General features: G+C 49.4%; 24 protein-coding genes and 1 pseudogene. 4 read left to right on the top strand and 21 right to left on the bottom strand.

Annotation, left to right across the window (positions count from 1 at the left end):
- The 9 genes from BN2762_RS09755 to BN2762_RS09790 form a co-directional block, all read right to left on the bottom strand.
- Entirely contained in the window at positions 1-1,290 is a 1,290-nt protein-coding gene (locus BN2762_RS09755) for a GntP family permease (RefSeq protein ID WP_055106820.1), read from the bottom strand.
- Positions 1,291-1,679: 389 nt separating this feature from the next.
- Positions 1,680-1,808, bottom strand: a complete 129-nt coding sequence (locus BN2762_RS28335) for a hypothetical protein (RefSeq protein WP_222861054.1) — start codon at positions 1,806-1,808, stop codon at positions 1,680-1,682.
- Between the two features lie 152 nt (positions 1,809-1,960).
- A complete protein-coding gene (locus BN2762_RS09760; protein WP_055106821.1) occupies positions 1,961-3,304 on the bottom strand; it encodes a DUF4129 domain-containing protein in 1,344 nt (447 codons plus the stop codon).
- An 86-nt stretch (positions 3,305-3,390) separates the two neighbouring features.
- The gene (locus BN2762_RS09765; protein ID WP_230202471.1) at positions 3,391-4,479 is read right to left on the bottom strand and encodes a DUF58 domain-containing protein; all 1,089 of its coding nucleotides are present in this window, start codon (positions 4,477-4,479) and stop codon (positions 3,391-3,393) included.
- Positions 4,480-5,448, bottom strand: a complete 969-nt coding sequence (locus BN2762_RS09770) for an AAA family ATPase (protein WP_055106822.1) — start codon at positions 5,446-5,448, stop codon at positions 4,480-4,482.
- Between the two features lie 36 nt (positions 5,449-5,484).
- Entirely contained in the window at positions 5,485-8,418 is a 2,934-nt protein-coding gene (locus tag BN2762_RS09775; RefSeq protein ID WP_055106823.1) for a glycosyl hydrolase 115 family protein, read from the bottom strand.
- A 505-nt stretch (positions 8,419-8,923) separates the two neighbouring features.
- Positions 8,924-9,721: an SDR family oxidoreductase gene (locus BN2762_RS09780; protein ID WP_055106824.1), complete on the bottom strand. Its 798-nt coding sequence runs from the start codon at positions 9,719-9,721 to the stop codon at positions 8,924-8,926.
- 17 nt (positions 9,722-9,738) lie between these two features.
- Positions 9,739-9,930 (bottom strand): hypothetical protein, encoded by a 192-nt coding sequence (locus tag BN2762_RS09785; protein WP_055106825.1) that lies wholly within the window; start codon positions 9,928-9,930, stop codon positions 9,739-9,741.
- A gap of 699 nt (positions 9,931-10,629) precedes the next feature.
- A complete protein-coding gene (locus BN2762_RS09790) occupies positions 10,630-10,968 on the bottom strand; it encodes a RidA family protein (RefSeq protein ID WP_055106826.1) in 339 nt (112 codons plus the stop codon).
- Between the two features lie 160 nt (positions 10,969-11,128).
- Between BN2762_RS09790 and BN2762_RS09795 the strand changes: the two genes are divergently transcribed.
- The gene (locus BN2762_RS09795; protein ID WP_055106827.1) at positions 11,129-11,470 is read left to right on the top strand and encodes a winged helix-turn-helix transcriptional regulator; all 342 of its coding nucleotides are present in this window, start codon (positions 11,129-11,131) and stop codon (positions 11,468-11,470) included.
- Positions 11,471-11,759: 289 nt separating this feature from the next.
- Here BN2762_RS09795 and BN2762_RS27610 read toward each other — a convergent pair.
- The 4 genes and pseudogenes from BN2762_RS27610 to BN2762_RS09810 all read right to left on the bottom strand — a co-directional run.
- Positions 11,760-11,968: pseudogene (locus BN2762_RS27610) on the bottom strand (Crp/Fnr family transcriptional regulator); the annotation flags it as partial.
- Complete coding sequence (locus BN2762_RS26855; protein WP_055106828.1) at positions 11,958-12,140, bottom strand: hypothetical protein; 183 nt, start codon at positions 12,138-12,140, stop codon at positions 11,958-11,960. The pseudogene BN2762_RS27610 and the gene BN2762_RS26855, both read right to left, overlap by 11 nt.
- Before the next feature lie 31 nt (positions 12,141-12,171).
- Positions 12,172-12,786, bottom strand: coding sequence for a hypothetical protein (locus tag BN2762_RS09805; RefSeq protein ID WP_055106829.1), 615 nt, complete (start codon positions 12,784-12,786; stop codon positions 12,172-12,174).
- Positions 12,783-14,036, bottom strand: coding sequence for an acyl-CoA dehydrogenase family protein (locus tag BN2762_RS09810; protein ID WP_055106830.1), 1,254 nt, complete (start codon positions 14,034-14,036; stop codon positions 12,783-12,785). Before BN2762_RS09810 ends, BN2762_RS09805 begins: the two co-directional genes overlap by 4 nt.
- A gap of 135 nt (positions 14,037-14,171) precedes the next feature.
- Between BN2762_RS09810 and BN2762_RS09815 the strand changes: the two genes are divergently transcribed.
- Entirely contained in the window at positions 14,172-14,729 is a 558-nt protein-coding gene (locus tag BN2762_RS09815; RefSeq protein ID WP_055106831.1) for a TetR/AcrR family transcriptional regulator, read from the top strand.
- A 227-nt stretch (positions 14,730-14,956) separates the two neighbouring features.
- On the opposite strand, the gene BN2762_RS09825 is transcribed toward BN2762_RS09815, so the two are convergent.
- The 5 genes from BN2762_RS09825 to BN2762_RS09845 are packed head-to-tail and all read right to left on the bottom strand — an operon-like array spanning position 14,957 to position 19,601.
- Positions 14,957-15,673: a response regulator transcription factor gene (locus tag BN2762_RS09825; protein ID WP_055106833.1), complete on the bottom strand. Its 717-nt coding sequence runs from the start codon at positions 15,671-15,673 to the stop codon at positions 14,957-14,959.
- Positions 15,674-15,687: 14 nt separating this feature from the next.
- Entirely contained in the window at positions 15,688-17,154 is a 1,467-nt protein-coding gene (locus BN2762_RS09830; protein WP_055106834.1) for a sensor histidine kinase, read from the bottom strand.
- A gap of 3 nt (positions 17,155-17,157) precedes the next feature.
- Positions 17,158-17,883, bottom strand: a complete 726-nt coding sequence (locus tag BN2762_RS09835) for an ABC transporter permease subunit (protein WP_055106835.1) — start codon at positions 17,881-17,883, stop codon at positions 17,158-17,160.
- The gene (locus tag BN2762_RS09840) at positions 17,880-18,602 is read right to left on the bottom strand and encodes an ABC transporter ATP-binding protein (protein ID WP_055106836.1); all 723 of its coding nucleotides are present in this window, start codon (positions 18,600-18,602) and stop codon (positions 17,880-17,882) included. The genes BN2762_RS09835 and BN2762_RS09840 overlap by 4 nt, the downstream gene beginning before the upstream one ends.
- 27 nt (positions 18,603-18,629) lie before the next feature.
- Positions 18,630-19,601 (bottom strand): hypothetical protein, encoded by a 972-nt coding sequence (locus BN2762_RS09845; RefSeq protein WP_055106837.1) that lies wholly within the window; start codon positions 19,599-19,601, stop codon positions 18,630-18,632.
- Positions 19,602-19,740: 139 nt separating this feature from the next.
- Here BN2762_RS09845 and BN2762_RS09850 point away from each other — a divergent pair, with 139 nt between their 5' ends.
- Positions 19,741-20,130 (top strand): alpha/beta fold hydrolase, encoded by a 390-nt coding sequence (locus tag BN2762_RS09850; protein WP_262362844.1) that lies wholly within the window; start codon positions 19,741-19,743, stop codon positions 20,128-20,130.
- Between the two features lie 131 nt (positions 20,131-20,261).
- Here BN2762_RS09850 and BN2762_RS09855 read toward each other — a convergent pair whose 3' ends face one another.
- Positions 20,262-20,711 (bottom strand): MerR family transcriptional regulator, encoded by a 450-nt coding sequence (locus tag BN2762_RS09855; protein ID WP_055106838.1) that lies wholly within the window; start codon positions 20,709-20,711, stop codon positions 20,262-20,264.
- A 177-nt stretch (positions 20,712-20,888) separates the two neighbouring features.
- On the opposite strand from BN2762_RS09855, the gene BN2762_RS09860 reads away from it, so the two are divergent.
- Positions 20,889-21,740: an aldo/keto reductase gene (locus tag BN2762_RS09860; protein ID WP_055106839.1), complete on the top strand. Its 852-nt coding sequence runs from the start codon at positions 20,889-20,891 to the stop codon at positions 21,738-21,740.
- Between the two features lie 90 nt (positions 21,741-21,830).
- Here BN2762_RS09860 and BN2762_RS09865 read toward each other — a convergent pair whose 3' ends face one another.
- The gene (locus BN2762_RS09865; RefSeq protein ID WP_230202473.1) at positions 21,831-23,954 is read right to left on the bottom strand and encodes a multicopper oxidase family protein; all 2,124 of its coding nucleotides are present in this window, start codon (positions 23,952-23,954) and stop codon (positions 21,831-21,833) included.
- A gap of 12 nt (positions 23,955-23,966) precedes the next feature.
- On the bottom strand, positions 23,967-24,521 hold the full coding sequence (locus tag BN2762_RS09870; protein ID WP_055106840.1) for a hypothetical protein: 555 nt from the start codon (positions 24,519-24,521) through the stop codon (positions 23,967-23,969).
- Positions 24,522-24,595: the final 74 nt, after the last annotated feature.

Consider the following 24,595-nt stretch of genomic DNA (forward strand, 5'->3'; position numbering starts at 1 on the left):
TTATAAAATATAACCATACAGAATGATTGCGACGATCGTCATCGTTAAGCCGACAATACTTTCGAAGAGAACAACCTTCATTCTATCTTTCATACTCATGCTCATAGCGTTCCGCGTAACGTGGAAATAGGTGCCATGCGGCAGATGGTCTATAACGGTCGCTCCGGTATGGGTCATAACTGCTGCCGATAGAGGCGATACACCCGTATTTAAAATAGCACCTGCAAATGAACCCGTAGCCAAAATAACGCCTGTTGAAGTGGATGCCGTTGCCGCTGCCATTAACCCCCCTGCAATGGGCGCAAGATACATTCCCGAAATACCCGAGGATTTTACGAGAGCAACAACTTCTGCAGGCAGAGTTGACGCTGTAATTAGTCCGCCAATGGCCCCCGCTCCAATAATGATTAAAATGGTGGGTGTCATTCGATTTAGCCCTGACGTACAGTATTCCATTATTTTATTGCTCTTTCCAAGCGCAATCGAACCCACTATACCGGCAAATGGTAAAATAAATAAGGAATCTATTTTCAATTCAGCAAGGAAATCCATGCCGATCATCGACCCGACTGGGCTAATCATCAAGAGAACAACCGCGATAATCGGCGTTACCAAGGCTTTGGATAAAGGGGGAAGATTCGCGGAGCTGGCCTTTTCTAATTCTGCAGCTTCAGCATCGGTTACTTTCGTTCCCTTATACTTAATAAATGATGCGATGGCCACTGCCACAATTAACCCGAAAATAGCTGGGACAAGCCCGCCGATCATCACCTGGTTAACGTCGAGATTGAACCCGCCTGCAGCGGCAATGGTATTTGGGTTTGGTGAAATAATGTTGCCCGCTTTACCTCCACCGGACAAGGCCACAAGCAGAGCAACCTTGGAATAACCCATTTTGTTGCCAACAGACAGTGCAATGGGCGCTACAATCAATACCGCAACCGGAATGAAGACACCCACCGCTGTAATAATCATAGTTGCTAATGCGAGCGATAGCATCGCTTTTGTTCCGCCGAGTTTATCAACTATAAATTTAGCAATGGTCTCCGCAGCCCCAGATTCCATCATTACTCCTGCAAAAACACCTGCGGCGATAATACGAATAACTGTACCTTGAACACTTTGAGTTCCGGTAATCAAAATATTTATGACATCTGCAAAGCTGGCGCCACCGATAAACCCACCGACAATAGCGCCTAAAATCAATGCGTAAGTGGGGATCAGCCTAAATAATATTAAAATGATCGCTAGTGCAAGACCTATTAATGCGCCAATCCAGCTGATTTCCATTCCCTTCAAATCCTCCTAACATGATCTGGTTGTTTTACTATGAATAAAAAATAGTTGTTCTATGCGCTCGATCAGAAGTATTTGAAGCTCCTTTCTAAATTATCTTTTAAAGCGCTTTATTGAATACGCTTTCAGTATATTTAAATCGCTAGCTTTTATCTATTGATTGATTCATGAATAAAATTGTGCAATTGCACAAGTATGTATTTTAATTCATATTTCTGTAGATGTTGACCTTCATCGTTAATGCGTGAAGAAAGAGTCATCCATAATCGAGGAGGCGGTTTCAATGGTAACCATGATAAAAAGTAACCATGATAAAAGGACATTTGTCTTACGATTAGCGGAAGATGAAAATTTAGAATTTATGATTACTTGTTCATCCCAAGCTAAATGAAATCACACGTCAAAAGCCTCCTCATAAAATGAGGAGGCTTTGAATTCTTAGAAACCAGCGGCCGCATCCCCTCGAGGGTCAGGCCCTGCTCCTTGAACCCCGTAATACGGCAAAGGGTCAAGAGCTGATCCGTTGTATAATAACGATACCCGATTCTTCATCCACTCGTGCAGGCTTTAGTAAGCCGAGTTCGTCATAATGGCGGGCAATGTCTTCATCGTCACGCCGCCCAGCTTCGCGAACGCTCCAATTTTGAACATGCAGAGACCTCTTTTACTTCTGACTCAACTTCCGTCTTAGATCAGCTACCTCTTCATCATCGGGCTCCTTTCCACCGTATCTAACCCGGTAATACAGCTTGATTAACGGCTCTATGGCAGATTCGTGGGTATCCTGTCCAGGCTTCGCTCTCTGACCCTTCTTCTTATCGTCATGGAGCTGCAGATCCCGGGCTATTTCCAACGGAGTAAGCCCAGGCTTCCATTCGCTGCCTTCATGGAGTCTGGTTAAGAGTAAACGCCGATACAAAAAGCGTACTCTCTCTTGATTGCTGCGCATATCCTCATATCGCTCCTGGCGCTTGCCGAACCGGGCAAGAGCGCCCCTCCATTGGCCCCATTTCTGCCGCTTCTCCTCCCAGGAGAAAATCGAACTCTCCTCGTCACGATAGCCCGCGCTTTCGCCGGCCCGGTCCTGCCGGCGCAGCAGCGCCAACAGGCGGTCAATACTGCGCTTCCAGATGCCTCCTGCATTTTTATACAACCAGTAAAGTGCGAATACGGCTATGGCCGCAACCACAGCGCCGCTGAGAACATAGAAAAGAAGATTCAGAATTTGCGATAACAAGCCCGGCTCTTGTACTTCATCCGGAATAAACATCATCGGTGGCTCCTGAGGTTCTTCCGGTTGCAGCGCCTCCGGTTCTCCGGATGAACGCGTGATCCAGGCGACGATATATCTGATGATTTCCAGCAGCATATGGCCGATCCAACGCCCGACTCCCGCTGCAAACAGAACAATAAGCCCCAAAATAATGACGATAAAAACGGTATTATGCCGGCGCAAGCCCCTCGGCAGCAGAGCTGCTGATTTATTAGCCAGCGTTGTATAGCGCAAGTATTCATAATTTGTCACGAACAGCGCGATCCCCAGGCAGGCCGCTCCCAGCCAGGTTATCAGGCCAAGCTCTCCATGCAGCAGAGCCACTCTTGAATAAGCAATTCCAGCGATAAAATATAGCGCAGTCCCAAACCAGTACAGCCTGGCTTCCCCTACTCGCGAGGCAGCCGTCATCCCTTGCAGCACAAACAGCGCCGCGCCAAGACCGATCAAGGAGGACAGCCCCCCTTCTCCGGTTCCTGTGAAAATAGCGGCGTACACAATGCCAATCAGGACGGCGATCCCAAGCTTTTTCCACAAGACCTTCACATAATTGTAAATAGCTGCACCGAGAAAAGAGTTAAACGGCAGGATTACCATCCAGCCTAAGGGCAAAAACCGCGGGCTCAGCAGGATAACAACAGCAAGATAGAGCGGCATCAGCACCACTAACTCGCCAAGGCAGGACAAGCATAGTTTCAATGTTCTTAATACGTAATTGTTACTGCCATTTTCCATTAAAAATGCCCTCCATCGCCATCATCCTATGGCTTTTAGTGAGTGCCCTACAAAAGCATGGCTTAGCAGCTTGATTAAAACACAGATTAGATTTCGGGAATAATCATCCATTCCATTCCGTTCCCCCGCCGCAGCAGCTGATCGGCTGCCTTGCTCAGCTTCTCCCCCTGATGGCAGGTTATAAGTAAATAATCCGTATCTACAGGCTCCTCACTCAGCACCTCTTCGAGCAAGGTCGGCATGGAGACCGTTCGGTCGAGAACCAGTCTGGCCAATGTCGTCAGCAAGAGCTCCAACTGGTCCGCAGCGGCGGAGGGGCCGATGCGGACAGATTGTCTTGGTCCATCGATCAGATGTCCATTGCAGATGAAGCCCGTCTCAATCCCGCTGCGCAGCGCCTGATCAGCGACGGTAGCCGCATACCTGATCCCCAGCTCAATCCGCTCCGGATCATTAATATTGCGCCACATCGTATCGCTATCCTCCAGATTGAGACAGATGACTAACCGATGATCGGCCGTATAGTCGCGCTTATGAACCTGCATAGTTCCCGTGCGAGCAGTTGCCTTCCAGTTGATCGATCCCATCGCATCTCCGGGACGGTATTCGCGGATCCCCGAGGTCAAGAACGGGTCCTCCACAATCCAGCGCTGCACCGCCAGCTCCCCAATCCAGCTATGATTCGGCAGCGGCAGTTCCTGCAAAGCCAAGATCTGCGGATATACCAGCAGCTCCAGATGAAGCGGAAATTTCTGCACCCTGGAAATCAGCCCTAGCGGATCGCCTGTCGTCAGCGTAGCCGAATCGAGGCGGAAGAGGCCGCGCCTCGCGCACATCACCTGATGATGTCTCTTAATCCGGCGATAAGGACGAAGATAGAACAGACTGATATGATTCTGATAAATATCACCGGAGTATATATCCAGGTTAGCCTGGTCACCGAACCGGAGCCCGGTCTGGATGCTCGACTCCAAGCGCAGCCAGGGGAGCGGCAGCCATTTTGCATTGGAGATCACCTCCACCATTTCGACCGTCTCCCCCTCGAAGACCGCATCCTTTGTGAAGTAACGGGTATAAGTCAGCCCTCTCATCGCCCCTCGCTGATACACGAGCGACAGCCCTCCGATCAGAATGCAGGCGCTAATCATCAACCAGGTTAGTTGCAATGTCTCCACCTACTTCCCTCTTCCCGCCCGTACATCCTCCGCAGGAACCTCCACTTCGCTGAGCACTTGACGCACTACAGCATCTCCTTGTTGATCATCCGAACGGAGTCCGCGGCGCACCAGCAGACGATGAGCCAGTACGGGCTCGGCAACCCGCTTGATGTCATCCGGCGTTACATAATCGCGCCCTTGGAGCAGAGCGATTCCCTGCGAGGCACGCAACAAAGCACTGCTCGCCCGTGGACTAGCGCCCAGCCTCACATCAGGATGTCTCCGGGTCGCCTCGGTAAGACGAACGATGTACTCCAGCAAATCCCTGGACACGCTGATTCCGGCCAAAAACCGCTGCGCAGCAGCAACTTCCGCACCAGCAGCTACAGGGCCTAACTCCTGCAGCGGGCTTTGTACCTGGAACCGCTGCAGAATGTCTACGCCCTCCTCAAGCGAAGGATACCCAACCTCAATACGCATCAGGAAGCGGTCAAGCTGGGCTTCGGGGAGCGGGAACGTTCCCTGGTTATCGATCGGATTCTGAGTCGCCATAACGAAGAACGGTCTGGCCAGTTCATGGGTCACACCGTCTATCGTTACCTGCCGTTCCTCCATGCATTCCAATAGACTGGACTGGGTCCGCGGCGTGGCACGGTTAATCTCATCGGCCAGCAATACCTGAGTGAATACAGGGCCTGGTCTGAACTCGAACTCGCTTGTCTTCTGATTATAGAAATTGATTCCGCTCAGATCAGAGGGCAATAAATCAGGGGTAAATTGGATTCTCTTAAACTGTCCGTCCAGTGAACGGGCCAGAGCCTTGGCCATCAGCGTTTTGCCCGTCCCAGGCACATCCTCCAGCAGCACATGTCCGTTGCCGAACAAGGAAGCCAGCAGCAGTTCAATCACTTCTTCCTTCCCTACGATTACTTGGCTGATATTGGCGCGAATCCGCTTCGATATCGATACTGCTTCCTGCAAATTCATCGTTTCACCGCCTTAATAACTAAAGTTATGTTGGAACTACAGCTTGCCTTCTCTACCCACATAGTAGGTTTCTGCAGGTCCCAGATAGCTGTCTGCAGGTCTCTTACCTGCTGGATAAATGACCAGTTTCTCCAATACAAACCCTGGACTTACGGCAAAAATCCTTAATGTATTCAATCCTTCCCGGCAGCGGATTCCCGTGCTGTGCCTGCGAATGTGATCAAGCACGCCCGCAGCCCAATTCCCGTCATCTACCCGATAGCCCTCAGGAAGTGTATTGATTACGTTGATCTCTTCCTCGTTGGCCTGGATCCCGCACAATAATGTCCCTTCATTTGTCACTGGATTAGACGGCTGCATATAGAGCTCTATCTCATACGCTCCGCCTTCCTGTACCCAGAAATGATATTCCAGATAAGGGGCGTCTTCACCGGCCGTAAAGTATTCTGTGGTCGGAAAGGCCTTCACCGCGGATGAGGTCTTGCCATACCCGTGAATCACTTCAAATCTGCTAGCTTCCCCATTCTCCTTGACGGCTTCCTTGTTCAGAGCATAATGTTCAGCTTCTATGGAAATGTACCCGTTCGTTTCTATGAAGGTCATGTTAGGCAGCTCATTAAAATTATGGTTAGACACGTTTACCATTATTGTACAGGTCCCTACTGGCATTTCAACAACAATATGGCCTGCGGTCTCGCCCTTCATCGCGCTGCGATCTACTTTCACATGAATGACTTCCGTAGTTTTCTCTTTACCGTCCAGGCTCCCGCTCAGGCTTGAACATGTCAGCCACGGATGACTGCAGGTGATCCTATACTCTGCAGGCAGTTCGCTAATACTGGAAATCGTAAAGGAAGCTTCCTCCACATCCGGCTGCAGAAAGTCATTCAAAACTAATTTATTGATATGCCATGCGCTTCCTTCACTGCGCTGCGTCGTTCCATCTACAGTGACCAATAATCTAGGTTTATTCGCCGGCAGAACATGCATGAGAATCGGATTCTGAGCTTCGTCCTCATTCCATTGCGTAAAGCCGATATGCTCGGATAGCCCCATGCCGTACCACCTGCCATGATCAATCGTATGGAACCGGTCCACAAGCTCCCGATCTTTCTTCATGCATTCTCGAATCTGCTCCGCAAGCTTGTTGGCTTCCATTTCCCCGAGCTTGGCCTTGTAATGATTCTTACTGGTGAGCAGCCACATTTTCTGCAGATTGAGGTTCCCGACAGCCGGATAATAGACTAGCGCACAATAAACCGGCAAATCCGCTTCATCCACCTTCTCAACCAGTTCATTCGCCAGCTTCAGCAGGTGATCGATTTGATGCAGCAAATCATCCGTTTCCTTATAATTGACCGGGTGATAGACATTGGAGTTCATATGCTCCGGTCTTCGTTTGTGAGCGATCTTGGTATAACCGTTCAACAGCTCAAAAATCTTGTCCAGATCCTCCTCATGGAACACGCCGGCGAACTGCCTCTGAATCCATTGCTTCGTATAGAGGTCCGTCTTGTTGATGGCCTGAGTTCCCCACGTTTCAAAGTCATAGGCCAGATCCAGAAAATAAGATAACGGGAATTCCTGCGTAGCAATATCGCCCACATTAACGATCCAAAGATCGCGGACCCCAAAGTCATACGCCATCGTCATTTGCTCCCATATTTTCGGGAGGTAAGAGCTGTTAATCCATTCATAAGAGATCGGCCCGCCATGGTAATCAAAATGATAATACATCCCATAACCGCCCCTGTGGCTGCGCATCTCTTCCGTCGGCAACGTCCGAAGATTGCCGTGATTATCATCGCAGAGCATTAGGATGACGTCCTTCAGCTCCTCGGAGCCGATTAATCCCGGCGTGCTCTCATCTCCATAGAAGAACGGCTCCACTTCTTTATACAAAGCTAGCATTCTTGGGACTTCGGAGAGGTTGGGATGAACCTGTTCCTGAATCAGCCGGTTCTGGGTCTGCAATACCTCCCGCAGCAGCTGGATATTGTCCGCCAGCGTAGCTTCTTTACCCATGATGGCCGTATCCGCCTCGCCCCGCATCCCGACCGTAATCACGCTCTCATATTTGCCGCTCCGCTTCAGACCGTCTTCCCAGAACTTCGTAATGCCTTCCCGGTTCGTGATGAAATTCCAAGCATCCCCATAAGGCGAATTCTTTCCCCGGAGATATTTATATTCCTCCCCATAACGCAAGCAAGGCTCGTGATGGGACGCCCCCATAACGACGCCATATTCATCAGCCAATTCCGCATTAGCTAAGCCTGGGCCGTCATCATAGAAACGGGCCGACCACATCGCAGGCCAGAGATAATTCCCCTTCAATCTGAGCAGCAGTTCAAACACATGCTCATACATTTCCGCATTAAACCCGCCGAAATTTTTCATGGTCCAATTGCCAAACGCCGGCCATTCATCATTGATAAAAAAGCCGCGAAAACGAACAGAGGGCTCCTTAGAGATATACTTCAAATCCGCAGCTAAATTGAAGGAAGCTCTGCGCTGCGGCTTCACATTTGCCCAGTCCACCAACGGAGAAACCCCAAGCCGCTCCGACAGATGAAACAGACCGTAGATCGTACCGCGTTTATCGCTGCCTGCGATGACCAGGGCTTTTTCAACACCTTCAAAGGGGCGATCAATGACCTGGAATAAAAACACTTCCCTCTTTCCCCGGATTTCTGACAAATCAATCAGCTGCTTCTCTTCCAGCTCGAGCAGCATGGGACTGTGACTCACAGTTCCGTACAGAATAGCATTCTTCCCAAGCTGGCTTCTGTCTGCGGCGGCTTGCGGTGCATAACCAAATACCAGCTCCACATCGTGCATCACCTTGCGGGCAATCTTATTCACACCGCTAAAAGCTTCCTCTTCCCGGTAAAATAATGCGCCTGACATGGATGCGCTGCTGTTTGAAGCGGTTACATTTTTTAGAATCTCTTGAGAAATCGTGAATTCCATAATGACTTCCTTTCTGCTGCTGTTTTTTATCCAGCTTATGTTCTCTTCCTTTAATTACAGCAAAGTATATATTAGAATTGCTGTTAAAAGATATATACTAACTTAAGAAAAAGGCATGCAAATTAAACAAGTTTTGAAGGAGAACGAGAGGAATGGCCGAGGGTTCAAATTGGAAAACAGGCGCTTGTAGACATTAGTTTCTTATAGCGGAGGAAAGGACAGCACGCTAGCTTTGTACAAAGCGATAAAGTGGGGAGGCCATTGGACTTATCGTGATGTTAGAAAATGAAGGGGAACAAATTTAACTCAAAGTAACTCAACTTTGAATACATCGCCATAGGGCCTGGACGTTCTTGCGATGTATTTTTTATTGTCCAAAGTCAACACGGAGTCAACGCTTCACTTGAGAATTGAACAGATATCAAGTTTTAGGGCCATCCGTCGTGGATGGCCCTTTATTCGGTTCGCTTTTTATGAATACTAGTTAACCGTTAGGAAGCTTCCCTTAGAAACCGCCTCTGGAATGAATGATTTGTCCGGTAATCCATTGGGCATCTTCACTGACCAGAAAAGCGATCAGCCGGGCCGCATCCTCCGGAAGACCAATCCGGCCCATCGGAAATTGCGGCAGCAGTGCATTCTTCACCTCTTCGGACATCCAACCGGAATCAGTAGGACCAGGATCGACCGCGTTAACCGTAATGTGAAGCGGTGCCAGCTCTGCGGCCAGTGATTCGGTAAACACGGAGATGGCCCCTTTGGTCGCCGCATAGGCTAGATTACCAGGCATCGGGCCCTTCCCTTGGCCAGATGTGAGATTAATGATTCGGCCGCCAAGTGTACGATTCGAGGAACGAGCGTTGTTCTCGGCCTCGAGCATGCGGGCGAATTCGGCGGATAACATGAAGGTCCCCCTCATGTTTACAGCACAGTGCGCGTCGATAATAGATTCGGTTAATTGGCGAAAATCAGCATCAGCGCTATACGTCGCATTATTGACGAGGATCGTAGGAAGACCCATCCTTTTCCGGACCTCCTCCAACAAATGAGACGCGGAACCCGGTACGGCAAGATCCAATTTCATGTGTGCAGCTTGAACACCTAATTGCCGCAGTTCTCCTGCGAAAGAATCGGGCCAATGCTCATCAGCATCATTTGGATAAAAATTTTTGTCGTAGTCATACAGATGTGTAAAGAACAGGCTCGCACCATCGTTAGCCAATGCCCGGCAAATCGCAGCCCCAATTCCGCCCGGGCGGCTCGCCCCCGTGACGATGGCAATTTTATTTTGTAATTTGGTCATTTTCGATATACCTCCCGTTAAGAGGAGACGAGAGCGCCCTTGGAGATGGATTCATCCCGCCGCTTAAACAAAAAACCGGATACCTCAAGTATCCGCGCAGCAGGTAATTCGAACGGTTGCTCGCGTTCCTTGAAATGGTTGAAGATCGGCATGATGAACCGGAGCAATGGCCTTGCCATTACCGGATTCACGCGATCGGATTCAATCAAACCATTACAAGGATGTCCACATTAGCCAGCGAGTCCCCTTTCACCCATCTCCATATTTTGGATCATAATATAAACTTAAAGTTACATCAAGGATTAATGTAATTATATTGCTCGATCAGCCTATGTCCCTTATTTAGAAGACCTCTCATGTTGAAGTAGCCATTCTTTTCTCCACAAACCACCGTACCACTCATTTATTCCCTTCACGATGAACGGATTCGATCCCTTACTACGTTAATTCAATCGATTTTCTGTATAATATAATCAAAAAATCATACAAATTATCCTTCAAACGTCTAATTTTATGATTTCTATATGAAATTTCATATACATTTGCTCAAATTGCAAAAAAAGCAATGACTCAGTATGAATTTTCGAACAGAATCATTTTGACGGAAAATTCGTATTGATATTGTTCTCGATGATCCCGCCGCAAAATTCGCAAAGTTATAGAACCAAAACCAGGTCACGTTACCCGTTGGTAAAGATAGCGAAATACCGTCCGGAATCAGATGGTACCTATCCGCCCCGTGTGGATGCTATGGATCCGGTCAAAGCCGAAATACAGGAATAATAATGTAAGTGCGGTATAAGCAGTTAGTGCGATAATCGTTGCGGTTCGAGCTTTTCCTACAACATATGAAGACCTCTCTTATCATTCCTGAGGCAGCATGCCTGTATGTTTCGGCCTCATTATCATCAGTCCATATGGGCGATGGCACTCATTTCAATCAGCTGCTCAGGGAACGCTAGCGATGTGACGCCAATAAGACTGCCGGCGGGCCGATGCTGCCCCATATATTGTTTAAACAGCTGGATGCACGGCTCAAAATGAGCTTTCACATTGGTCAAATAGATTTCAACATAAGCGAGGTTAGACTTCTTGGCGCCAAATCCCGCCAGTACGCGGTCAAGATTCTCTAGCGTCTGCCTAGTCTGCGCCTCGATATCTCCCGCGCCAACCAATGTGCTCTGCATATTGTGGGAGAATTGCCCGGAAATGTAGATCGTGCCGTTGACGGAATAACCTTGGGAAATACCGCTGCCTTCTTCCCATGCAACACCGTGATTATAAGTTTTTAGTCACCATTATTTTGTACACTCCTTTAGCTCAAAGTACGATTAGTATAAAATGGAGACAACTAAAAAAGTAGTACGCACTTTATGGATAGGTACTATCAGAAAGGATAGTGTAAGCATGGGAATGGCGGAATACAAAGGTAAAGTTGAAAGGATTCAGGATACTCCGTTCGGATATACATTATCAGTCATTGGAGGAAAATGGAAAATGGTGATTGTTTACCTCTTGGCAGAAAACGAACCGGTTCGTTTTAATGATCTGAAGAGACAGATTGGGGCTATTACTTATAAAATACTGAGCTCACAACTCAAAGAATTAGAGAGAGATGGTATGGTCGAGCGGAAAGAGTATCCCCAAATTCCCCCAAAAGTCGAGTACCGTCTCACAGAGAAAGCGAAAACACTGCTGCCTATTTTGGAAGGTCTATGTGAGTGGGGGGCAAAAAACCAACACCCTTGAATCTGCTTCCTCTTCTGGTATAACAGCTCGCCTTATTTCCAAATTTATATCTCTAGTCCTCCCCTGGTATGTTTGGTTTCACTTTGAGCATGCGCCATGCGCAGAGCTGCCTCACTCAGAGGGGTTATGTTAGACCTTTCCAAAGCACTCGGCAATTTCTCTCCTACTCCAGACCAACAATGAAACTTGACTTAAGTCAATGCACGAAACCATCCCCCTAGTTACAATGTAGTCAATACTTGAACTTAGGGGGTGTTTTCATCAATATTCCAAGCATAGGGTTATCGGATCAGCGGTGATCCTTGTAGATTCTCTTCTTAATTCTGCTTAGTGACTCCAGCGTAATGCCGAGATAACTAGCCAGTTGATGTTGGGTACCCGGTCGATCAGCGAAGGGCGTTTCATTATTAGAAGTGTCTTGACGCGTTCTTCAGGCGAAGAAGCGATAAAGGCAGCGAATTCCTCTTGGGCCTGACTGAAGTTCTCCTCAATCATCCATGTAGAGACCGAACGCAAAAAAGGGAACGTCATCATTCATTTCTAAGGTCAAACGTCCCTTATCGTTCAAAAGCTTCGTTAAATTATCTATTCCCGGCAAATGATCAACTTGTTCCAACGAGCTTTGCAGATCACCGGTCATTAGCATAAAAGCAGGGGTTTCAATAGACATACGGTTTTTTACCGCTTACCTAATAGATTCACTAATTGAAAAGGATTAAAGCCACGATTAGCAGAAGCAAAACGATAACTGCGGACCCAACTATTCTTATCCAGATTGGTGTTGTATAAAGCTCGGTGCTGCTTTTGATTTCCTGCTGCTTACGCCATCCATACCTAGTTATACCTTTTGGTTTGTATACCGACAAGACTGTTGCCACAAGCACGATCAACAGTCCTCCACTTGGGTGTACGATGTGAATCGAATCCTTCAAAATACTTAGGTCGGTGCTCGATAATGTACTTTTTGATGCTATGGAAGCTGCATGGTTCAGCTCTACTAAGTATGCGACCAACATAAACACGGCTATTACAGTAAACAAAAGCTTAAAAGAGATCCAATAATGACGGAACAATCCCCACCTGGTGCCAAGGGATAACGCAACTCCGGTGAGCAGCGAGGCAAAAGCCACAGGGACCACAATAAAATTAACAACCATGGACATCATTTGAATAGCAGATCGTATTGTATCGGCATCTTGATTGTTTAGGAGATAGGCGGCTAGGGGGATATAAGCGGCTGCAGAGCCGAGCCATCCCATGGTAGTAATTACATGTATAGCGAGTACAAGCTTACGGAGAGAGGGTGAAAGAGTCATGTGACCCTCCCCCTTGCCCCATTTAAAACAGATGCGGCACCTAATGTCATGAGATGCTGTGGAGGCAAGCCCATCAATACTCTGCCATATAGCTCTAGTCCCGTCGATGCGGTAGTCAGCGCATGATTGGAACCGCCTCGAATATCCCGGAAGATCTGAGACAAGCGATTCGAGTCGGCAATCACACTCCCTCCGCTCTCTGCCATTAGCAGATCTACGGCTTCCCAGCACAGCATGGCTGCATAGGTCATATCTGTCTGCAGCTGTGCCATTTCCTTTAAACTAAACGGTTCTGTGTTTTGCACGTGACGCTCCAATTGGTCAATCGTTCGACTGATATGAAGATGCGCGGATTCGACCTTCATCGCCGCAAGTCCTACTTTATATTGAATATGACCCGCTGCCGCTTGAGAAGTATGAACCGTCATTGCAATTCCCTTGTGAGGTGCTCGTTCAACAAAATATTCGACAGCCCCCCTGGCGAGTCCGAGGATCGCGCTTATTCCTGTCGTGATGATAATGATTAGCTGTCCGTAAGGTCTGTATCTGTCACGCCCCTGCAACTGGGCAGGCAACGAATCTTCCTGATGGGTAACGACATATTTGTCGGGGATGAACACATTTTTGATTTCCAGACTATTGCTTGCGGATCCTTTTAAACTCATCGTATACCAATCGTCAACAATCGTCACTTCACTCATCGGCACAACGGCCAGCATCATCTCTACAGCTTTGCTTTCTTGCATGGACTTTACGTCCTTCAAGTTCAACAAGGCATGGGTGGCATGCTTTGAACCTGAACCGAACCTCCACAAGCCTTCCTCTACCAAATATCCTCCGTCTACTTTCTTCACAACCGCTTTTTGTGCCAGCAAGACAGAACAAAAGCGGATCTCCTCTACCGGGTTATAGATCGAATCTAATACGCCCGGAGGTAAGGATAGTGCTGCATTATAGTTATTTCCGTTGATGATTTGAACGACCCAGCCAACAGAACCATTCCCCTTGGCCACCTCGGATACAATCTCGACCATGGCGCGGATACCAACCTCATGACCCCCGTACTCTTTCGGTGTGCCCAGCTTAAACAGTCCTGCATCTGAAATTTTTTGAATCACTTCTTCAGGAATATGCCGTTCTTCATCAATCCTCGTACCGAACTTCTGCAGATAGGGAACTAACTCGGCAGCCCGGTCCAGCAATTGCTGTTCAAAATCAGTGAGCTGACATTCTGTACTTAAATTGGCCATTAATATCCACTCCTTAATTATACACATATACATTTAAAGTGTATTTGTAGAATAAATAGTATAATGTATAATTAACTACCACAACCGATAAAATCAGGGATATGTCGAGAAACGATACAGGGAGAGGAATCTGTCATGGACCATAAAACAACCGAAGACCTTCGAGTTAAAAGAACGCGTAAGCTTTTATACACTGCTCTGTTAGAGTTAATGGACAAACACCCGTTTGAGAATATCACAGTGAAGCAGATCTGTGATCTGGCGATGGTACATCGAACTACGTTCTACACGCATTTTCAGGATAAATTCGATTTGCTTTCACGTGCGATGAAACAAATTGCGGAGGAAGAATTTAAGGGCTTTGTTGATGCCTCCTTTTCTCCATCCGAAAATTTCAGGGAATTATTCTCTTTAGCCAAGAAACATAAGAAATTGTTTTCCATTCTTCTAGCGGAAGAGAGGGATTCCTTGAGGAGTCTGTTGCGAAAAGAAATGGGGAGGGGCATCAGGGAATACTTGTCCCAGCATAACGCGATGGATGAAATTTCCGTCGACATGCATATCAAAATAGAGGCCTACATCGGAGCCGTGCTTGGTGTGGTCACTTGGTGGATTGATAGCAACGTGCCTATCGATCACGAGGAACTATTTTCAAAAATGAATATTTTTTCAGAAGAGAGATTCGCAGAATAACCTCTTAACTGAGGAGTGACTATGGTGATACGCTCATCGCAGCTTGCACCGATTCCAGCCGGTGGAGCATCAGGACCAATTAAGAAAGATTTTGCTTCTGGAAGAACGGGCCGCATAGTTTTGAATAATAAAAAGGTCCTCATTAGCTTCAAAAAAAGCCAACTGGACCTCATCTTTCTATCCCTTATCCTAACCGTCTCTTGAAAACGTCTTTACCTTCCACCACATTAAACCTTAAACCGGTATCCCGCGCCCCATACCGTCTCGATAAACTGGTGCTGCGACGGATCCTTCTGGATCTTGTCACGAATCTTTCCGACATGGACTGTGACCGTGGCGGAATCGCCGAAGTTCTCGATCCCCCAAACCTTATCCAGCAGCGCATCCTTGGAGTATACCCGATCCGGGTTCTCCGCGAGGAAGAGCAGCAGATCAAATTCTTTTGCCGTGAGCGAGACTTCCTTCCCATGCAGCGTCACCCGCCTGGCATCGACCTGAATTACAAGTCCGTGGATGTTCAGCTCGCGCGGCTTCCGGATCGGCAGAGCACCGGCGCCAACCGCAACCCCCGTCAAACGGTCATACCGTTCGAGATGTGCCCGCACCCGCGCAACAAGCTCCGACGGGCTGAACGGCTTGGTCACGTAATCATCCGCGCCTAACCCCAATCCCCTGATCTTGTCGATATCCTCCTTGCGGGCGGAGACCATCAGTACCGGAATAAACTTCGTTTCCCGGATCCGCCGCAACAGATCAAAGCCGTCCATACCAGGCAGCATGACGTCCAGAATGATCAAGTCGTATTCTTGCTCCAGCGCTTCCTTGAGCGCCTCGTTGCCGTCTGCCCGAAGGGTAACCTCATAACCATGCACTTCGAGGTAGTCCCGCTCCAATTCCGCGATCGCTTGGTCATCCTCGACGATTAACACCTTCCGCTTCGACATCTCACACACTCCAGTCACGTTCTATTCTGAACCATCGGGATGGTAAACATCACAGTCATAAACCGCCCCGGCTCGCTTTTTGCATAAATCATACCACCATGGTGCCGGACAATCTGCTTCGCGATCGCCAGGCCCAATCCCGTTCCGGCCACGTTCTGATTCCGGTTTACATCCCCGCGGTAGAAACGGTCAAAGATTTGCTCCAGCTCGCTTGGATTCATCCCGGGTCCGTTGTCCGTTACCGAAATAACCCATTCCCCCGCTTGCTGGCCGAAATGAACGTGGATCGTTGGATTCTGTTTATCCATAAATTTCACTGAATTGCCGACAATGTTGAGGATGACGCGCTTGATCTTCTGGGCATCCATCGTCGCAACAGCGCCCGTCCCCGCCTCGTAATCGCCCGTCAAATGAACGCCGGCGCTCTCGTACTCCATGCACAGCTCATTTATCGTTTGCCGATAGAAATCCTGGAGCGGCACCGCTTCGAAGTCGAACCTCTCCTGCTCCTGATCCAGCTTGGAGTACAGGAACAGGTCGTCAATCATTCGGTCCATGTCGAGCGTCTTCGAATGAATGACGTCGATATACTTTCTCTGCTTCTCCGGATCATTCGCTACGCCCTCCCGAATTCCCTCCACATATCCCTTAATTGAGGTCAGCGGCGTCTTCAGATCATGCGAAATATTCGAAATCAGCTGTTTGCGGCTCTCTTCCATCGCCAACTGGGCGCCGATCGCCCGCTGCAGCTCACTGCGCATCTTCTCGTACGAGCGAATGACGCTGCCCACCTCGTTACGAACCTCCGAGTGCAGACTGAAGTTCAGATCCCCTTCCGCGATACGGCGGGAGCCCTGCTCGAGCTGCCGCAGCGGCCTTACGATATCCTTCGTCGTGATCCAGATCAAGGGGATTAGAATGATACCGAATATAACCGCAATGACTAGAAATACGAGGATGTGGAACTGGTTGTCCTTGGTCCCCGTCTCCGTCACATCGGCGATGAGATAATACGATAAGGGATCGTCCATTCCAGGAAAATCGTAGCGCACGGAGAGCAAATCACGGCCCTCCCACTCACTCATCGCAAACGCCTCGTCCGCATGCTTCCCAGAAGTTGAAATGTTCTTCTGCATCTGCGCCAGGAACGCTTCCCCTTCTCTCAATTTACCGTAGCTTGCCCATTGATCTCCTTGCTGAACAACAACGAAGCCCCCGAACGGCTCCAGCCGATCTCCAATTTGTTCAGCGAACGAGGGGGACGCCAGCTCTTCTGGCATATACCGCTCCGCATAACGCAGGTCTACGAACAGATCGATGCCTCGATGGAGCGCGTCCTCTGCAGTCTGTTCCTTTACGAAACTGTTCGCGAAATAGGAAAAGACAGCCGAGACGACACCGATCCCTGTCGCAGTAACGATTACTGCAGTCAGGATGATGCCGATAATATACGTTAAAATAAGCTTAAGCCGAATGGACATGAGTTAGACTTCTTTCTTTTGAAAGGCTAGCAAGCCCGTAATAATGCCCATAATATAGTAAGCTGTCATAAATAGCAATGCCGTTACAGACGCGCCGAAATCGCCTCTATACAGGAGCGGATGCAGCCAATCCGCGAAGTCCGTTAGGAAGAACCGGTTCAACTGCGGCTGGAAAAATCCAACGACGCCCATTGTCATCCACAGCACCATGCCGACGACCATTCCGACTCCGCCGCTCCCCGTCCACAAGGACACACTGTTAGCCAGCACCACTAACAAGCCGCAGAAGAGGATCGCGCCGCCGACCTCAGCCATAGTCACCCCAAACAAGGACAGGGCAGACATGCCCTTGAGCATGATGTTTCCGATAAACGTGGGGACAAACACACTTAGGACAATCAAGGCGCCCGCCGTCCACCCTGCAAGTGTTTTTCCTATAAAAAGGGCCTCCCGGCTGACCGGAAGCTTCAGCGTATTCTTGATGGTGCTATCCTTAAATTCGCCCGCCATGAGGTCGCTGCCAAGCGAAGCCATGAACAAGGGCAGAACGACTGCAAGCAGCAGCTGCAGTGCGGTCACCGGCAGGTTCCCGCTCAGTCCGACGCGTTCGCCGATCAAGACGAAGATCACACCGATAAGGAAGGAGAGCGTCAACAGTACTTTCAGCTTGCCTCCGCGGAACAGCTTGCGCAGCTCTTCTCCAGTGAGATAAAGAATGGGTGCCATCATGCGGCTCCGCCCCTTTCCTTGGCTGTACAGTACAAATAGTAGTCCTCAACGCTGGCGAACGACTCTCGAATCTGTGCAACGCTTGCCGTATCGACGTGTTTTCCCTCATAAATAATGCAAGCATGCGTAATCCAATCTTCGATTTCGTGTACCTGATGAGAAGAGATGACCACGCTCATACCCGTCTCGGCCACAAGGCCTCCCAGCATGGCCGTCATCTCCCGGCGTCCCTCGATGTCCATGCCGGAGAACGGCTCATCCAGCATCAGGAGCTTCGGCCGGTGGAGCAGCGCGCTGGCAAGCTCGATCCGCTGCTTCATGCCGGTGGAATACTTCTTGATCTTGATCTTGTGGTGCCTGGACATGCCTACGAGTTCCAGCGTCTCTTGGATCCGCGCTTCGTCGATACCCGGATACAGCTTGGAGTACAGCTTCAGATAACCGCTTCCTGTAAAATAGCCGTAAGGGGCCGGCTCGCCAATCATCAGGCCCATGTGCAGCTTCGTCAGATCAGGCCGCTCCGCGACGAAGACGCCGTTCCAGCGCGCTTCCCCGCGGCCGGCTGTGACCCAGCCGGCCATCGCCTGCAGCGCTGTCGTCTTCCCGGCACCATTCGGCCCCAGCAAGGCTGCAACCTCACCGGGATGTACGGTGAGGTTAAGCCCCTGGATGCCCCTGCCGCCGGGGTAGACCTTTGTAAGATCGCAGACTTCAAACATAAGTTAGATCCTCCCCGAAATGAGCTATTAGCTGCGGCCCTCGAACGCTTCGGCGTCAATGATCTCTATAGACTTGCCAGCAGGATGATACACATCAGGCGTCGTAGCGTTGATGCCGCTGATGCCGCCTTCGCCCTCCATTTCCACGCGATGGACGACGCCCGCTTTGTCCTTGCCGCTCACCTCAAGCTTGCCTTGCACCCCTTGCAGCCTGTTGTCCGCATCGACCGTCAATTGCAGACGCAAATGCTCAATGGCGACCTCCTCTGTCAGCTCCGGCAGCTGCTCCTCAAGATTTGCTGCTTCAAAACCCTGGAAGAAAGGAATCTGCTTCAGTTTCTCCCACTCTGCCGGCACTTCCGAAGCATTCGAGTGTCCCTTTCTGCCGTCGGCCGATGCCACGTCCATCAACAAACGGACCACAAGCGGAACCTCCTCTTTGCTAACGTCGACCGAAATCGTCTTTGAATGATCCGCATGATTCACTACACTGAAATTATCCTTGAGGTCGCCAACTATGAAATCGAGCAGCGCTTCCTCTGCTTGATTCATCGGACGAGGATCGAAGTCCCCCTCTTCCTTCCACTCATGGTGCTTCCCGGCATGCTCATCGTCCAGGTTAATCACCTGATAGTCCAAACCGTGCGTCCGGTCTACGAGATAGGCCGTGTCATCGCCGCTGCTATACATGCTGCCGCTGCGTTCAACGCCCTTGAGGGTGAAGTCAAAGTCGCTGCTTACGCTGTGCTTATCTCCCGCAACCTTGAACTTCGTCAAGCCGTCCGCCTCCAGTACCGTCTCGCCATTCAGCGTTACCGCAAAGTTTCCGTTCACCGTTGCACTCTCGAGCGTTTGCTCCGACATCTGGTTCGCTTTCAGCACCTCTTTGAAGGCCTTGTAACCCTCCATCTCCGGCGTGGAGGCAAATGCCGCCACCGAAAACATGCTTACTGCAGCCAACGATGCACCGATCATCAATACTTTGCTTTTCTTTTTCATTTCCAACTCGCTCCTTTAAGGTTATATGGCTTCTCTTTCGTGCCTACAACCTTAGTTTAGGGGAGGAGTCTAAAGTCCCTCGAAAGGAAAAATAAAATATTTCTAAAATGTAAAATCCGAAATAAAGGAGACAGAGCTTATAACGAAAGTTAACGTACTGGGGATGTCCTGGGGAGGGACGGTTGCGGGAGCCTATACCAGCCAAAACAATGATAAAGTTAACAAGCTTACGCTTATCGCTCCGCAATGGCTAAGCTCCAAACCAGTTCCAATTGATACCGGGGGGGCGCTTGGTTCCTACCGCCTTGTCGCTGTCGCCAGCACGAAGGAACGCTGGCTAAGCGCAGCGCCAGAACAAAAGCGCAGCGATTTGATTCCGAAAGGCTGGTTTGAACAATGGGTCAGAGCCACTCTTGATTCCGACCCGAGGAGCCTAACCGACCATCCTGATTATATTCGGGCAACCTACGGCCCTATCCTGGATATCCGCTCGCATCAGGCAGCCTTTTTTCAAAAAGGTTCCGCTTAACGGGTTTAAAGGCGATAAAAGCAGCGCATTTAGCAATTATATGGGGACTCGTACAGGGCAGGATGGCGCCAAAACTATCATTCGCTTGCTACTCTAGATGGTGATGGTCCGACAGGTGGAGACGGATATCCTTACGCCTTCCGAATGGAGGACGAGTAAAATACGTCACTATGCATATGCTGAATTTTGTCCCAATTGCCGGGATTGGTCGTGTCCGGGGAGCGGTGCTCAAGAATAGCCTGATATAGATCGGTTTTTTCCTCCAAGTGGGCAACGTGCCGTTTGGCTTCTTCGAGCTTGGCGAGCGCCGCTTCTTTATGCTCCATCATGAGTGTGTAGCGTTGTGGTATGGTCGCATCCCCTTCAAGACATAAATCGACGTATCTTTTAATGACATCAATCGGCATCCCGGATTGCTTGAGGCATTTGACGCCATGCAGCCAGTTGATCGATTCTTCGTCGAACATCCGGATATTATTCTCATTGCGCTGTACGCTTGGCACCAGGCCTTTATCCGTGTAAAAGCGCACGGCGTGCTCGGTAAGTCCCGTGATCTGGGCAGCTTCTTTGACCGTATGCATGTGAAATCCTCCTTGGAAAATAATTTTCTGAAGACGACTTGACTTCGTGTAACACGAAGGTTCTAAGCTGATTGTAATGCAAATCGGCTGCAAGCGGAATCCCCCACTCTGCAGTGCCAATCCCACGGGATTCGCAGCCGTTTGCTGTTATACATTTGAACAATAGGAGGAATTACCATGCAAACCGTAACCTTGAACAACGGAGTGAAAATGCCGATCATCGGCTTCGGCGTCTACCAAGTTCCGGACGCTGAAGAATGCGAGAACGCCGTATATGAAGCACTCATGGCCGGTTACCGCCTGATCGATACTGCCGCCGGTTATTTGAACGAGGAAGCGGTCGGACGCGCGATCAAGCGCAGCGGCGTACCGCGCGAGGAGCTGTTCATCACGACCAAGCTCTGGGTTCAGGATGCCGGCTACGAGAGTACCAAGCTGGCGTTTGCCAAATCTCTGAAGAAGCTGCAGCTCGACTACCTCGATCTGTACCTGATTCACCAGCCGTTCGGCGATTACTACGGCGCTTGGCGCGCGATGGAAGATCTGTACCGCGAAGGCAAGATCAAGGCGATCGGTGTCAGCAACTTCCTGCCCGACCGTCTGATGGACCTCATCGTGCATAACGAAATCGTACCTGCCGTCAACCAGATCGAAACGCACCCGTTCTACCACCAGGTCGAGAGCGCCGCTTTTATGCAAGAGCAAGGAGTGCAGCACCAGTCGTGGGCGCCGTTTGCTGAAGGACGGGGCAACATGTTCGGCAACGAGGTACTGATTTCAATCGCCGAAAAACACAACAAGTCCGTCGCCCAGGTTGTGTTGCGCTGGCTTGTTCAGCGTGGAATCGTGGTCATTCCAAAATCGGTGCGCAAAGAGCGGATCGTTGAAAACTTTGACATCTTCGATTTTGAGCTCCGCGCGGACGACATCGAACAAATTTCCGCCCTCGATACGCGGGAAAGCCTATTCTTATCGTACCGTGATCCGGAAGTCGCTAAAATGATGGGCAACTGGAGAGTCGAACTGTAAACCTTGAACGACCGTAAACTTATTATGCGTTTATCTTCATCTATTAAAAAAAGGACAGGATGCACACCTGTCCTTTCTCCACTTCGTTTATTAATCAGGCAGGTTTCCGGACCTTGTCCCTACTTCATACGAAGGAAGCACGTTATCGTACATGAGATGCAAGATCATGCCCGTTGCCGCGTGGTCCAAGTTGTGACAGTGATCCATCCACATGCCTGGATTATCCGCGATAAATGCGACCTCATACGATTCGCCGGGCAAGACGTTTAACGTATCGGTGAGCCACGGCGTATTCACCTTCTCGTTGTTTTTCTTGAGTACGGTCATATGATGCCCATGCAGATGCATGGGGTGCTCGGTCAGACTTTTATTGATAAACGTCGTTTTAACCCTATCGCCTTCTTTGACGACGAAAGAGGGAACTCTGGGATACACCTCTCCATTGATTGTCCATAGAAAATTAAACATTCCGTTGTAAAATCCCATCTTGTTTCCCAGAATCATTTCGAATTCCCGATCGAATTTATTTGTCTCGGTTACAACGTTCACCACAGGCTTGCCATAATTGGACGGATCAAACAAAGCGGATTCTGCTTTGAAGACCGGTTTATCCGGAGGGGTCTCGGTATAAAAAATGACTCCCGGATCGCTTTCGTCATTGGCATTGCCTAGTTTAAACAGGACAGGTTGGTCCGGCATCGTAAAGGTCACGTCATATCTGCCGCCTGAACCAAGCCGGAACGCGGTTTGGCCGGACAATGGCTGCGGGTCTTGAATCCGCATCCCGTCTATGGCTGTGATTTGGAAATCTGTTCCTTGCAGAAGATACTTTTCGGAAATGTTATGCGAGTTCATAATTCTCAGCTTTACGGTTTCTCCCGGATTCACCTGCTTCCACTGCAATTCGTCATGGGATCCAAAAGCTTTTGTATATCCTTGGTCGGTATCCCATCGATGATTAATCAAGGTCAGCTGTTCATCATAGACCTCCGATTCCTGCTCAGGTTCGACAATCAACGTGCCGAAAAGCCCTTTCCGCACTTGCTCCGACGCTTGCTGATGAGAGTGGAACCAGTAGCTTCCCTCCTGCTCAGCCCGAAACTTGTATATGAACGATTCCCCGGGCCCCACGATATTCTGCGTCATCCCCGGCACGCCGTCCATCGCATTCGGCACGTTATAGCCATGCCAATGAATCGTAACCCCGCTGTCGATATCTTTATTGACCAGCTTCACTTCGATCATATCGCCATGCTTCACCCTGAGCTCGGGAGCAATTTCTCCGTTATATGTCCAGGCATCGATGACAGCGCCAGAAGCAAGCGTTATCTCCTTGCGCTGCGCCACCAGCTCAAATTTCACATCAGCGGGTGCAGAAATATCCCCGGTCAGCGCGGCTACCTCCACTGTGCCGGATTGATGATGATCTGTCTGCTGTTGATGACTATGATGATCAGAGCCCATGGACATCAGGGTTGGCACACCTCCCCCTTCGTCAATCAGGCTATGGTCCATCATGTCGGATGCCTCCGGCAGTTTGGTAGTGTTGACGCCCACGATCACATTAGCCACTAGGAAGATTAACGCTAGCGCTGCTGTGAGAATAACTGTGATGATAAAATTTAGCAGTCTGAAAGCAAGCCCTCGCCGAAGCTGTTCCCCTCGAACCAGCTTCAAGTACCTTCTTCTCAAAAAAATCGCCGGTACAAGCAATAGGAGCGCAACTAGTATGAACCGCTGAGCGATCTCAACCGGACCGGGCAGAACGGATTGGAAAAAGAAAAGGCTGAAGGCGGAAATGCCGGATGTGAGCGATGCCGCATAAAAGGACAGCACTATGCCAGGTTGGGCCGCCGTCTGCAGCGCTGCCTGTGTCGGCGGTTCTCCGCCGGAATCCTGTAAACTCTTTAACCGAGGAAGCACCTTTATCGCTATATAACATAGAGGAATTACCGTCAGAGGTATTAGCGTTTTGACCATTCCCTCCACAAACAGCCAGCCGCCCAAGATGATTTGGAGGATCATCGTTGCGTACCAAACAGCGCAGAGTAGAATTGCGGTGCGAGCCCCCCGGAGCAAGAAGGTTCTTTTCTTTTTCAAGCTTTGATTGGTCATGGAGTAGGGAAGTCCTGCCGCAGTGATGCCGGCGATCCCCCAAAATAAGGCCATACTGACTGTAAATATAATACTAACTATCATTCCGAACATGAACATGATTTCCACTCCTTATGACCGGTTGCTTTGTGCGACTGTCGCACCCGGATTCGCTTTACGATCTTTACGCTTGATTTTGCCGAACGGTTTGAAATAGGAGATCGCCGTCATGAAGATCAAGGCAATGATATTGGCAATGGCCCCTCCTATTAATGAATAGCTTGTGTTTAGAAAGGCAGCGTCGGTTAGAACAAGGAATCGTCCTTGATCGGCGATTCGAACGAGCTGGGATAACCAACCTGCCATATAGACGATGCCGAAAGTAATCAGCAATAAGGTCAGGGTCAGCTTAATCAGGATCCAATAATGCTTGAAGAGACCCCATTGCGTCCAAAGGGACAATACAATACCGGTAAGCAGTGCAATAAGAGCGGTGTACCGGACGAAGACAACATCGATCAAATGCATATTTTCCAAAGTGTAAAACAGCTGCTCGCCGTTCTCCGCCTTCAGCATATACGTACCGAGCAGCAGCATGACCATGGCTCCGCCTAACCAGCAGACCACTGAAAGCACATGAATGACGATGATCCATTGCTTTTTCTTAATAGACAACTTATAACTCATGTTCAAACCCTCCCTAAAGGCTCCTTTGCTAGCAATACTACCAGCGAAATGTTGCGAACTTGTGGTGAAACTAT

It is taken from the genome of Paenibacillus ihumii, assembly GCF_001403875.1.
Taxonomy (GTDB): domain Bacteria; phylum Bacillota; class Bacilli; order Paenibacillales; family Paenibacillaceae; genus Fontibacillus; species Fontibacillus ihumii.